Genomic DNA, 12,468 nt, shown 5'->3' with positions numbered 1-12,468 from the left:
ACCGGCCACGAATGTGAGGCGCGCGGCAGAGCGGAGGGATTGCAGTGGAAACGAGATGGGGAACCCTTACCTTGGAGGTATCACAACTCCAAACCAAGGAAGGAGTTCCCCATGGAAGGCATTCTTTCACCCCGGGCGGAGCGCGCCAAGCAGCGGTTGTCCGAGCAGTTGAAGTTTCTGAAGGACGCCGGGCTGAGAACGCGGTATCTGATCGTGATCCATCGACTGGAAGGACGTTCTCCCACCTGGATTGCCCGCTCGCTCAAGGTCGGTCGCAGCACCGTGTATCGGACCGAGCAGCGTTACGGGAAGGACGGCGAGATCGGTTTGTTCGACCGGCGGGGCGGCAACGGGCCACGGAAACTGACCGAGGAGTACCTGACGCAGTTGCGGGAGGTCGTGGCCGGCGATCCGCTGCAGGACGGCTGGAAGCGGCCGACCTGGACGCGGGAGATGCTGATCACAACGCTCCGTCGACGGACGAGTGTGAAGATCAGCCTGTCGACGATGAGCCGGGCCTTGCGGCTGATCGGGGCGCGGCGCGGACGACCGAAGCCAACGGTCGAGTGTCCGTGGCCGGAGGCCGAAAAACAGCAGTGTCTGGAGCAGATCGAGGAACTGGTGGCGCATCTGCCGACGGGCGAAGTGGCGGTCTGGGAGGACGAGATCGACATCCATCTCAATCCGAAGATCGGCGAGGACTGGATGCTCCGCGGGCAGCAGAAACAGGTTCTCACGCCGGGGAAGAACGAGAAGCGTTACCTGGCGGGGGCTCAGGATGCGCGGACGAAGGAGTTGATCGCGATCGAAGGCGACCGGAAGGACACGGCGTTGTTCGTACTGCTGCTGTGGGAGCTGACGCAGCGCTATCCGCAGGCGAAGAAGATCCATGTCGTCCTGGACAACTACGCGATCCATACGACCCGACTGGTGCGGGAGAGTCTGGCGACGCCGCTGGGGCGCAGGCTGCGCCTGCACTTCCTGCCGCCGTACTGTCCGGATCACAACCGGATCGAACGAACGTGGGAGGACTTACACGCCAACGTGACACGGAACCACAAATGCTCGACGATGCCGCAACTGATGCGAAACGTCCGCTCCTACATCCGCCGACACAACCACCGGCGACCGGCGGCGCTGTAGGAACGACCATCGAAGTGTTTCAGAATCGTGGCCGGTGATTTAGCTTGAATGGAATGATGCGCGGCGCGATGTTCGCTGACCGGGACCACAGAACGATGCTCTCAACTTGGAACTTCATTCTACAGGCCCACCTTAAGTGCGGTTGCAATCTCAAACGGCGTAAGCTGCGCACACCACATCCCGAACTTTTCGGCACCATCAAGCAACGGCCTGACGGAACTGGCCAACCCGGAAGGGCGCGTCGTAGAAAGAGCGACCAATGTCGCATCTGTAGTAGAGATGGATAAGAGGCTGTGGCGGACTCCTTCTTGCAGAGATTCGATTGTCAAGTATCTCATTGATTCGGCCCTCGAATGAATCGCAAGGAGAAGGTCGGATCGCTCTACACCGCTCCGACTGAACTTGTCAACGAATCCGTGTAGCCCTGTTAGTCGCTGTGTCGCCTTCAAGATTGCAAAGGTCTCGTGGTGCAGCAGAATCGGAAGGACTACAAAGGCAAGCGGTAGAATCGGTGCATCACTAGTTTTGTGTGCCGCGGAGTAGGCGGTGACAAAACGCCAGAGCAGTATCGCTCCAAGCGCAGGATTCTGGACATATCGCATCTCTCGGGTCAATGGCGTAGTCACGAGTTGGGCCCTTGCGACTGGTGCGTATCAACAGAGGTGCCAGCAGAGACTCCAGTGGCTACAGTCAGTATCTCTGAATATCGCGGATGCCATCCGACGGCGAGATCATCTGACAAAACCTGCCAGCTGCCACGAATAAAGTGCGGAGGCGTGCTGAGTCCATCTAGGCTTGCAGAATGCTCAATGCAGTCGGTGTATAGTAGCTGGCCGCGATGCTCCTCAGGCAGCGTGGCGTGCGTCAATGCAACTCGCCTGGTCTTGTTGCGCCAGGTAGCGACAAGTTCGTCAGCGAGAGCATCGAGCGCGTTTGACGAGATATGCCCTTCTTCCGACCATCGGGTGCGGTCAACTACTGCGCGGAGATAATCGTTAACGGCCGAGAGTATCGAATCTTCATCCAGTGCAATACATTGCAACTGTCGGACGTATTTGCGAAATGCGAGTTCGAGCTGTACCTCCGTATGATCTGGAGTGCCCGCGATACTTTTGAGGATCGAAATGCGATCGTGGTGCCGGACATAAGTGATTAATGCGTCGTGAAACTCGCGTTTAGTGATGTAGCAGGGCTGATTCTGTGAGATCTGCTTGTCGATTCGTTCCTTGATCCATCCTTGTGACCATTGTATCGTTTCATCGACGCTTTCGGGTCCGATAATCTGCGAGGTGAAGAGCGATTTGAGTTCGTCAACGCCTGCAAGCGAACCACAGATGATCGAAATGCGCGGGGTCACCGCAACAAATACGCCAGGAGGTGCGTTGAGAACGGTAAGCATATCATCGCGAACGGAGGTCGAGTCACTCAGGCCATCGGGGTACCGTAGATGAGCGCGAATGCTACTGAGGGCGGCAAGTGCGCTTGCGTCGTCGATCGCGTCGTTCAAGAGTCGGGCGACCTGGCCCGGTGCAGTCGTATGAGCGTAGAGCACATACTTGCTGTTGGCTGGCGGGAGTGTTCCATCCGAAGCCAATCGAAACCAGTTGGCAAGCGTTTTCCAGAGCTGAGCGGACCGATCTGCCAATGGGTTGCTGGTAAGGAAGCTCTTGTTCTGCTCAGCAGTACGGCTTCCGGACGAATTCTGCACACCGACGTCCTCGAATGCCTCAAGCGAGACTGTTGAATCGAGGTCTGCCTGCATAAGATGAAAGAGGAAGCGATTCGCCTGTAGCGAGAAGCCTCGATACGTGCCCGGGACGCTCGATGATCGGCGGACGCGCCGGGGTGCACCGGGTGACGCGGATGAGCGGTTCTTCGCCATTGGCGCTAGTCCGTTGAAGCGTGGGGAGGGCTGCGTACCGTGATTCGCGGCAGATTCAATGCACCGTTGGTAAGTGCCGCATCTATGGATGCAGCGATTGTCGTCACTGCTGCATTCTGGTCGATTCGGCAATTCCCCTTGAACGAGGCAGTGAACACATCATCTGGGAGCTGAGGGGAAATCGCCATATCGTTCTCGTCCACGATCGCGAATATGCGAATTACCCGTCAGCAAAGCATATCAGTAGCCGGCACAGGGTCGGCGGTCCCTGATTCACGTAAGTCGCAAATAGGAAGGTAGTAGTCGTCCGTTCTATCGAGTCTACAAACCTCCCGCGTCTCCGCAAACCCCGATCGCAGATCTCTTCACCCCTCAACGCTCAACTCTCACCCCCCCCTCACACCACAATCCCCGACCGTTTCTGGGCCGCCTCTTCCATGAACCGCAGAATCCGCCGCGTCGTCTCTTCCGGCTGCGCCACCAGGCCGTCCAGGAACAGCGCGTTCGCAAAAAGCTGCCGGCCGCAGTCCCGGATGAACTCGTCGTTGTCGCTGTTCGTCGACAGCTCGCTCAGCCGGCCGATCAGCGCCGACTGCGGGTTCACCTCCAGAATCCGCTTCGCCGGCTGATAATCCGGCGAATTCTGGCTCAGAATCTTCTGCAACTGGCTGCTCAGCCCCCCCTGCGCATTGATCAGGCAGACCGGGCTGTCCGTCAGCCGGCTCGACTCCTTCACGTCCTCCGTCTGCTCGCTCAGCGCCCCCCGGAACAGCTCGATCACCCGCGGCAGTCCCTTCGGCGACGGCTTGACTTCCTCGTCCGGCGGGTTCGTCGACTCGGGGAACTTCACGTCGACCGAATCGATCGAAATGAGCTGCTTCTCCTCGTACATGCCGACGTGCGTGATCGCGAACTCGTCGACCGGATCGGTCAGCAGCAGCACTTCCAGGTTCCGCTTCCGGAACGGCTCCAGCAGCGGATGCTTCGCCAGCGAAGAGAGCTCCGGGCCGCTCAGGTAGTAGATCTGCGTCTGCCCCTCGGCGGCCCGCTTCACGTAATCGTCCAGCGAAACCAGAACTTCGCGGTCGTCGCCGAACGTCGAGTGGAACCGCATCAGCTTGGCGATCCGCTCCCGGTTCTCGAAATCCTGCGCCAGCCCGGTCCGCAGAATGCTCCCGAACTGCTGGTGGAACGTCTTGAAGTCCTCCGGCCGCTCCTCGGCCAGCTCCGCCAGGAAGTCGAGGACCTTCTTCGTGAGGACTTTTTTCAGCTTGGGGAGGAGCTTGTGATCCTGCAGCGTCTCGCGGGAGACGTTGAGGGGCAGGTCGGCGGAGTCGACGACGCCGTACAGGAAGTGCAGATAGTCGGGGAGCAGATCCTGGCAGTTGTCCTGGACGAGAATCCGCTTGGCGCACAGGTTCAGGCCGTGATCGACCCGGCCGAACCCGAGCTGCTCCAGGTTCTTCGGCGGCGAATAGAGAATGGCGTGGAACTGCAGCGGGGAATCGCTCTGCAGGTGCATCCGCCAGAGCGGTTTTTCCTCGGCGTGGTGCGTCAGCCACTGGTAAAAGCCGTCGTACTGCTCGTCGGTGAGCTGGTTCTTGGGCTCGACCCAGATCGGTTTCTGCTCGTTGAGCGTTTCGCCGTCCAGCCGGACGGGGTGCGGCACGAACGTCGAATACTTGCGGATGATGAACTTCAGCCGGAAGGCGTCGGTGAATTCCTCGTAGCCTTCCTTCAGGTGCAGGCGGATCTGCGCCCCGCGGGGGACGTCGCCGGCGGGCTCGATGGTGAAGCGGCCGGTGCCGTCCGATTCCCACTTCCAGCCGGTCGTTTCCTTGTAGCTGCGGGTGATGACTTCGACCCGGTCGGCGAGCATGAAGGCGGAGTAAAAGCCGACGCCGAACTGGCCGATCAACGACAGATCCCCCTTGGCGTCGCCGGACAGCTTGTTGAGAAACTCTTTCGAGCCGCTATGGGCGATGGTGCCGAGGTTTTGAATCAGCTCGTCATGCGTCAGGCCGATGCCGGTGTCCCGGATGATTAGAACGCGATCGTCCTTGTTCGGTTCGAGGACGATTTCCAGCGGGACGTCGTCGCGGAACTGGTCCTCGGCGAGCTGGATATGCCGGAGCTTGTTGAGAGAGTCGGAGGCGTTGGAAACCAGTTCGCGGATGGCGATCTCGCGGTTCTGGTAGAGCGAGTGCGACAGGATGTGCAGCAGTTGCTTGATTTCGGTCTGAAACGTGAATTCCTGAGGGGCGGCTTCGGTGGTCATGCTGCAAGAACTCCGGGAAAAAACGAGGAATTTGTAGGGTGAGTCGAGTCTTCGAGGCTCACCATCACTCCCGACGGAAGAGACGATCTTCGCGGACTCGACTCGCTCGACTTTGAAGCTGGGGACCGCTCGGGTGGCCGGGGTTGGAGCGTCTTCGCGAAACCCCGGTGAGTTCAGACCGCGGCTTCCCTGCGGTCCAGCCCCGGCCACCCGCTGCTCTTTCGCCGGACCCGAAGTGCAACTCGCGCACCGAAACGCGCTGCAGTTCGTAAAGCGATGTCCAGTCATCAATTACGCTGAATGGCAGTCTCCGCGAATGTCATGGCCTGCTGCCAATCTGGCAGTCTCTCTTCCGGGAATCTGATATTTGGGATCGTCGATCTGTTCCCAGCCGCGACTGGTTCCCGGAGAATGGGAGGCGAACCATCTCGCGATGCGGGAGGGTTCTGCCTCACGCGCTGCTGCTCTGAGACTTCACCGCCGGGATGCGATTCATGGTTCGCGGATGTTTTCACTGCGCCGGTCTGCTGGTTGGGCTTACCCTCGCGGCGCCGTTGCTGGCCGCCGGGCCGGACTTCACCCGCGACGTCCGCCCGATCCTCGCCCGGCACTGCTTCAAGTGTCACGGCCCCGACGACCTGACCCGCGAAGGGGGACTGCGGCTCGACGACCGGGCCAGTGCGGTCAAGGCGGCCGATTCCGGGGAAGTCGCCATCGTGCCGGGGCAGCCGGGCCGGAGCGAACTGGTGCAGCGGATCACCTCCGCCGACGAAGCGGAGGTCATGCCCCCCCCGACCGCAAAACAGCGGCTGACCGACGCCGAGAAGGAGACGCTCCGGCAGTGGATTGCCGCAGGCGCCGAGTACCAGGCCCACTGGGCCTTCGAACGCCCCGTTCGACCGGCCGCGCCCGCCGTCAGCCGGCCGGAGTGGGTCCGCAACCCGATCGATGCGTCCATCCTCGCAAAACTTGATCGCGAAAAGCTGTCACCATCCGCCGAAGCCGATCGCGAAACCCTGATCCGCCGGGTCTCGCTGGACCTGATCGGCCTGCCGCCGACGCCGGAAGAGGTGGATCAGTTCGTCGCCGACCCCGCCCCCGACGCCTACGACCGCCTGGTCGATCGGCTCATGGCCTCGCCCCGGTACGGCGAACGCTGGGCCCGGCGCTGGCTGGATCTGGCGCGGTATGCGGACACCAACGGGTACGAAAAAGACCGGCAGCGGTCGGTGTGGCCGTGGCGGGACTGGGTGATCAACGCGATCAACGCCGGAATGCCATTCGATCAGTTCACGATCGAGCAGCTCGCCGGGGATCTCCTCCCCGACGCGACGCTGGAGCAGCGAATTGCGACCGGGTTTCACCGCAACACGATGACCAACGAAGAAGGGGGCATCGACCCCCAGGAATTTCAGTTCTACGCCCTGTGCGACCGCGTCAACACCACCGGGGCCACCTGGCTGGGGCTGACCCTTGCCTGCACTCAGTGCCACACCCACAAATACGACCCCCTGCCGCACCAGGACTACTACGGCCTGATGGCCTTCCTGAACAACGCCGACGAAATCAAGCTCGAAGTCCCGACCCCGGAGCTGCTGCAGCGACGGGCATCGCTCGAACGGACGATCGCCGAGCGAACCGCGAAGCTGGGGGAAAATTTCCCCGGCACCGACAGCGGTTCCGACCCCGCCACCCGTCAGCAGTATCTCAAAAACCGCTTCAGCGCCTGGCTCGCCGAACAGCGAAACGCAGCGGTCGACTGGACCGTCCTGCAACCGGTCTCGGCGAAGGCCGATCTCTCCCGCTTTGAAATTCTCCCTGACGGCTCGCTGCTGGCCTCAGGCGATCAGACCAAGCGGGACGAGTACGACCTCGTCCTCCGCGGCGACCTGCGGGGCGTCACCGGTCTCCGGCTCGAAGCCCTCCCCGATCCCTCCTTGCCCAAGGGCGGCCCCGGTCGAACCTACTACGAAGGCCCCGAAGGGGACTTCTTCCTCAGCGAATGGACCGTCGACATCGACGGCCAGCCCCTCAAGTTCGCCAGTGCGACCGAAACCTACGGCAAGCTCGGCATCGGCGGCGGCAAGGCGGCTGCCAGCCTGACGTATGACGGCGAATTCCAGACCGGCTGGTCCACCAGCGGGCGGGAAGGGGAGCCCCACGCAGCGTTCTACACCCTCGCGGCCCCGCTGCAGACCGCGAGTGATGCCTCAGAGGTCAACATCCGGATGGTCTTCGAACGGCACTACTCAGCCGACCTGGGGCGGTTTCGGATCTCCGTCACCCGCGATGTCCGACCGCTGACCGCACGCGAGACGCCCGCGGAGATCGAGTCCCTCCTCGTTCAGCCCCCCCAGCAACTCATGCCCTCCGACATCGACCGTCTGCAGCGGTACTTCCTGCAGACCGCGCCCGAACTGACGATCACACGGGCCGAGATCGAGCAGTTGCGAAAACAACTTCCGGCTCCACCGACCACGCTCGCGTTCGTCGAACGCCCGGCCGATTTCCCGCGCGAAACTCACCGCCGCCACCGCGGCGAATTCCTCCAGCCCAAGGAATCGGTCCCGGCCCATACCCCGGGTGTCCTGCCGCCCCTGTCAGCGGACGTTCCCCGAAACCGCCTGACGCTGGCACGGTGGCTCGTCAGCCCGGAAAATCCGCTGACGGCGCGGGTCGTGGCCAATCGCGACTGGTCGGCGTTCTTCGGGCGGGGAATCGTCAAGACACAGGAAGACTTTGGTCTGCAAGGGGCCGCCCCGACCCACCCGGAACTGCTCGACTGGCTGGCGACCGAGCTCGTCCGCCGGCAGTGGTCGCTGAAAGAGTTTCACCGGCGGATCGTGACCAGCGCAACCTATCGCCAGGACTCGCGCGTCTCGCCCGAGCTGGCTGAACGCGATCCGGAGAACCTGCTCCTTGCCCGCGGGCCGCGCGTCCGGCTGGAAGCGGAACTGGTCCGCGACACGCTGCTGGCGACCGCGGGGATGCTGTCAGACAAGCTGCTCGGCCCGAGCGTCTTCCCGCCGCAACCCGCCAACGTCACGACCGAGGGAACCTACGGCGGCCTGGCCTGGACGGTCAGTCCGGGCGAAGACCGGCACCGCCGGGGGCTCTACACCTTCACCAAGCGGACGTCCCCCTACGCGATGTTCTCGACATTCGACGGCCCGAGCGGCGAAGCCTGCATCCCTCGACGGGATGTGACCAATACGCCTCTGCAGGCGCTGACGTTGCTCAACGATCCGGTCGCCCTGGAAATCGCCCAGCACCTGGGGAATGAGTTCGCCGGCCGGACCGACGCCGAGCCCGAGAGATTGCGGACCCTCTTCCGCCGCTGCCTCACCCGCAGCCCGACCCCGGAAGAATTGACGCTGCTGCAGAAATATCTCGATCACGAACGCAATCGGCTGCAGACCAATGCCGAAGCCGCCGGCCAGATCGCCGGATCAGGAGCCGGGCCGGCCGCGGAGCGGGCAGCCTGGACGCTGACGGCCCGGGCACTGATGAACTTGGACGAGTTTGTGGTGAAGGATTGACGGCGGTGGTGAATTCGAACAATGACAAGCCGGGTGGCCGGGGCTGGACCGAAGGGAAGCCCCGGCTTTCGATCACCGGGGCTTCGCGAAGACGCTCCAGCCCCGGCCACCCCGAGCGAAACGACAAACTGCTGCCGAGGAGACGCCTCCATGATCCCCGCTGAAATCTCTTCGTTGATCACCCGTCGCCATTTCTTCGAAAACTGCGGCGTCGGTGTCGGCAAGGTCGCCCTCGCCTCCCTGCTGGCTGGTGGAGCCGCGCGTCCGAGCGTCGCAGCCCCCACCGCTGACTTCGCTCCGCGCGACCCGCATTTCCCCGGCAAGGCGAAGGCGGTGATCCACCTCTTTATGGCCGGCGCGCCGAGCCATCTGGATCTGTTCGACTACAAGCCGCAGCTTGCCAAGTTCGAAGGCAAGCCGATTCCGCCGGAGATCATCGGCGGGCAGCGGTATGCCTTCATCCGCTCCGACGCCGCCGCTCTGGGGCCGCGGTTTCCCTTCCACAAGCACGGCGAATCGGGGATGGAAATCGCCGACGTCATGCCGGGGCTGGCAACAGTCGTCGACGACATTTGTCTCGTCAGGTCGATTCATACCGACCAGTTCAACCACGCTCCTGCCCAGATCTTCCTGAATACGGGCTTCTCGCAGCCGGGACGGCCCAGCCTCGGTTCGTGGGTCGTCTATGGACTCGGAGCCGAGGCCGAGGATCTGCCGGCGTTCGTGGTCATGTCGACAGGTGCAGGGATCAGCGGCGGGGCGGCCAACTGGTCGAGCGGGTTTCTGCCCTCGGTTTACACGGGCGTCCGTTTTCGGAACCAGGGCGATCCGATTCTGAACCTGTCCAGCCCGGCGGGAATCGATTCCCAGACTCAACGGGAGTCGCTCGACCTGATCGGACAGCTCAACCAGCGCCGTCTGGAGGCGGCCGGCGATCCCGAAATCGCGACCCGTATCTCCGCCTACGAAATGGCCTTCCGGCTCCAGACTTCGGCGCCGGAACTCATGGACCTGAAAGGAGAAACGCCCGAGACGCTGAAGCTCTACGGCTGCGATCCCGACAAACCGTCTTTCGCCCGGGCCTGCCTGCTGGCGCGGCGGATGGTGGAGCGCGGCGTGCGGTTCATCAATATCTACCACGAAGGCTGGGATGCTCACTCGGACCTGCTGGGAAATCATACGAGAAACTGCCAGGCGACTGATCAGGCCTCCTCAGCGCTGGTGCGGGATCTGAAACAGCGGGGGATGCTTGATGAGACACTCGTCGTGTGGGGGGGCGAGTTCGGGCGGACGCCGATGGTGGAGTCCAACCCGGCCCTGGGCCGGAGCCTGGGCCGGGATCACCACCCGCAGGCGTATTCCATGTGGTTCGCCGGCGGCGGTTTCAAAAGAGGACTTTCGTACGGACGGACCGACGAACTTGGTTTTCATGTCGCGGAAAACCCGGTCCACATTCACGACGTGCAGGCGACAATTCTGCACGCGCTGGGGCTGGATCACGAGCGGTTGACTTATACGTATCAGGGACGACAATTCCGTCTGACCGACATTCACGGCAACGTTGTCAAAGACCTGCTGGCGTGAAACGGCGGCGCAGTTGCCGTGAAACGCCAGTTCAAGGATCCGGAAAGTCGACGTAAGCCGATCCACCGAGACGACTTTGGACCGTGATTGACATTTTGGTCAGTGCCCATTAACTTCGCGCGTGACAGAGCCGATTTTCGCAACGGCTTGCGCCCCAATACGTTTTGAGTTTGGGCCACGATGGCGCACTGCGCCGGTTGCGATGTGGTATTTACAGCGAGACTCGCCAATGTCGTTGCAGACCAGTTGGCTGGCGCGGTGTCTGGTGGTGGCATGGATGGCCGCCCCCGCTTGTGTAATGGCACAGCAGGATCCGCGATGGGCCGAGAAGATGTTCGAAGTCGACAAGCTCGATTTCGGCGTCGTCGCCACAGGAGCTGAGTGCAAGACGCAGCTCAAGATCACCAACAGGTACGTGGAAACCATCCAGATCACGGGGGTTGCCACGGGCTGTCGTTGCGCGCAGGCCAGCACGACCGTGAAAGATCTGGCGAGCGGGCAGACCGGTATCATCGATGTTTCGATGGACACGCGGAATTTCAGCCGGAAACGCGATTCGGTCGTTACGATCAGCGTCTACGAGCCGAGCAAGGGGGCGCTGGCGACGGTCCGGATTCCGGTGTCGGTCTATATCCGGACGGACGTCGTGGTTGAGCCGGGCTCGGTCAATTTCGGGACCGTGGACCTGGGGCAATCCCGCGAGCTGAAGCTGTCGGTGGCGTACGCCGGGCGGCCGGACTGGAAGATTCTGCAGGTGCAGAACCGGAATCCGAACATCGAGGCCGTGGCGAAGGAAATCGGTCGCGGCGGGCAGCGGGTGGATTATGAGCTGCTGGTGACGTTAAAGCCGACCGCTTCGGCGGGCGTAATTCGCGAGACGCTGACTCTGGTCACCGACGACGCCAACAATCCTCATGTGCCGATTCCGGTCTTTGCCCAGGTGGAATCCGACCTGACGGTGACGCCGTCTGCGATCAATTTCGGCACGGTGACTGCTGGTCAGGTCAAAACCCAGACAGTCGTGATTCGGGCGAAGAAGCCGATTTCCATTGAAGGATTTAATCAGGGGAAAGGGGACAAGGCTCTGACCGTGCAGATGCCCTCTGATGCCCGACCGGTGCATCTGCTGCCGTTGAAGTTTACGGCCCCCGCAGACGCTGGCGATTATCAGAACGACATCCAAGTGATCATTGAAGGTCGTAAAGAACCGATCACCCTTCGCATTCAGGCGAAGATCGTCGTCCCGGCCACTCCGGCCGAGGCTCCCGCGGCTGAGGCCAGCGACGCAAAGTAGGCGTGTCTCTGCCGAGAGATCACAACGACAGAAGCCTCCGAGGGATCTCGGAGGCTTCTGTCGTTTCATGCGTGCAATTGAAGGTTCCCTACGGGAGCAGGGACCGGGTTTTCTGTGGAGCCGGTGCGGGAGCCGTGTGTTTGGGTTTGTGGTCCGGGCGGCGTACCGGGTTCGGAGCCAGAACCTGCGCCGACGCCGGGATGACACCGGAGCTTTCCTCCTGGCTGGCCGGGCGCCGAGTGCTCGGTTCCGGGGCCGGGGGGAGCGGCTGGCGCGGCAAGTCGAGCTGCGGCGAATCCGGCAGCATTTCCCGCTCGACTTCTTCGCTTTCGTTTCGCAGTGGGTCGGCCAGCGGAGCGGGCTGCGGATAGGGCGTGCCGGTCGCGGGATTGACGACCGTACCAAAGAAGCTGCCCGGATACTGGTACGGGTAGGCCGGCGGATAGAGATTGCACTCGTCGTACCGGTCCCAGGTGCCGTTGACGCAGCGGCAGGGGCAGAGCCGGCTGTTCACCGGGCCGCACCAGTCGGGTCTGCCGGCCCGGCTGATATCCAGCCGGGGGCAGTAGACGTTGTCCAGCGGATGCCACCAGTCGGCGTCGGAGACGTCGTCGATGACATTGCCATAGGCATTCAGCCCCGGCAGACACCGGCAACCGACCGAGCTGGTCACAGCCCCGGCCAGACACAATCCCAGACCCCAGCGCTTCAACATGTCTTCCCCCCCCCAGCGGGCACGAAATCGCCC

The 12,468-nt window shown here is 62.3% G+C and carries 8 protein-coding genes; 4 read left to right on the top strand and 4 right to left on the bottom strand.

Features of this window, described 5'->3' with window-relative positions; genetic code table 11:
• The first annotated feature begins 111 nt into the window (after positions 1-111).
• Complete coding sequence (locus SH412_RS19200) at positions 112-1,143, top strand: IS630 family transposase (RefSeq protein ID WP_336518647.1); 1,032 nt, start codon at positions 112-114, stop codon at positions 1,141-1,143.
• A 119-nt stretch (positions 1,144-1,262) separates the two neighbouring features.
• On the opposite strand, the gene SH412_RS28665 is transcribed toward SH412_RS19200, so the two are convergent.
• The 3 genes from SH412_RS28665 to htpG all read right to left on the bottom strand — a co-directional run bounded on the left by SH412_RS28665 (position 1,263) and on the right by htpG (position 5,303).
• A complete protein-coding gene (locus SH412_RS28665) occupies positions 1,263-1,745 on the bottom strand; it encodes a three component ABC system middle component (RefSeq protein WP_419555745.1) in 483 nt (160 codons plus the stop codon).
• A 20-nt stretch (positions 1,746-1,765) separates the two neighbouring features.
• Positions 1,766-3,025: an ABC-three component system protein gene (locus SH412_RS19195; RefSeq protein ID WP_336519628.1), complete on the bottom strand. Its 1,260-nt coding sequence runs from the start codon at positions 3,023-3,025 to the stop codon at positions 1,766-1,768.
• A gap of 397 nt (positions 3,026-3,422) precedes the next feature.
• Positions 3,423-5,303, bottom strand: coding sequence for a molecular chaperone HtpG (htpG, locus tag SH412_RS19190; RefSeq protein WP_336519627.1), 1,881 nt, complete (start codon positions 5,301-5,303; stop codon positions 3,423-3,425).
• 494 nt (positions 5,304-5,797) lie between these two features.
• Between htpG and SH412_RS19185 the strand changes: the two genes are divergently transcribed.
• The 3 genes from SH412_RS19185 to SH412_RS19175 all read left to right on the top strand — a co-directional run bounded on the left by SH412_RS19185 (position 5,798) and on the right by SH412_RS19175 (position 11,720).
• Positions 5,798-8,842 (top strand): PSD1 and planctomycete cytochrome C domain-containing protein, encoded by a 3,045-nt coding sequence (locus SH412_RS19185; protein ID WP_336519626.1) that lies wholly within the window; start codon positions 5,798-5,800, stop codon positions 8,840-8,842.
• A gap of 150 nt (positions 8,843-8,992) precedes the next feature.
• Positions 8,993-10,426, top strand: coding sequence for a DUF1501 domain-containing protein (locus SH412_RS19180; protein ID WP_336519625.1), 1,434 nt, complete (start codon positions 8,993-8,995; stop codon positions 10,424-10,426).
• A 229-nt stretch (positions 10,427-10,655) separates the two neighbouring features.
• A complete protein-coding gene (locus tag SH412_RS19175; RefSeq protein WP_336519624.1) occupies positions 10,656-11,720 on the top strand; it encodes a DUF1573 domain-containing protein in 1,065 nt (354 codons plus the stop codon).
• Between the two features lie 88 nt (positions 11,721-11,808).
• Here SH412_RS19175 and SH412_RS19170 read toward each other — a convergent pair whose 3' ends face one another.
• Complete coding sequence (locus SH412_RS19170; RefSeq protein WP_336519623.1) at positions 11,809-12,435, bottom strand: hypothetical protein; 627 nt, start codon at positions 12,433-12,435, stop codon at positions 11,809-11,811.
• Positions 12,436-12,468: the final 33 nt, after the last annotated feature.

It is taken from the genome of Planctellipticum variicoloris (assembly GCF_030622045.1).
In the GTDB taxonomy this organism is placed as follows: Bacteria; Planctomycetota; Planctomycetia; order Planctomycetales; family Planctomycetaceae; genus Planctellipticum; species Planctellipticum variicoloris.
The sequence above is the reverse complement of the archived record's forward strand: the minus strand, read 5'-3'. Positions and strand labels throughout refer to the sequence as shown.

Coding starts and splice junctions, on each gene's coding strand:
- SH412_RS19170 (WP_336519623.1), bottom strand. CDS start 12,435: ATGTTGAAGCGCTGGGGTCTGGGATTGTGTCTGGCCGGGGCTGTGACC.
- SH412_RS19200 (WP_336518647.1), top strand. CDS start 112: ATGGAAGGCATTCTTTCACCCCGGGCGGAGCGCGCCAAGCAGCGGTTG.
- SH412_RS19185 (WP_336519626.1), top strand. CDS start 5,798: ATGGTTCGCGGATGTTTTCACTGCGCCGGTCTGCTGGTTGGGCTTACC.
- SH412_RS19175 (WP_336519624.1), top strand. CDS start 10,656: ATGTCGTTGCAGACCAGTTGGCTGGCGCGGTGTCTGGTGGTGGCATGG.
- SH412_RS28665 (WP_419555745.1), bottom strand. CDS start 1,745: ATGCGATATGTCCAGAATCCTGCGCTTGGAGCGATACTGCTCTGGCGT.
- htpG (WP_336519627.1), bottom strand. CDS start 5,303: ATGACCACCGAAGCCGCCCCTCAGGAATTCACGTTTCAGACCGAAATC.
- SH412_RS19180 (WP_336519625.1), top strand. CDS start 8,993: ATGATCCCCGCTGAAATCTCTTCGTTGATCACCCGTCGCCATTTCTTC.
- SH412_RS19195 (WP_336519628.1), bottom strand. CDS start 3,025: ATGGCGAAGAACCGCTCATCCGCGTCACCCGGTGCACCCCGGCGCGTC.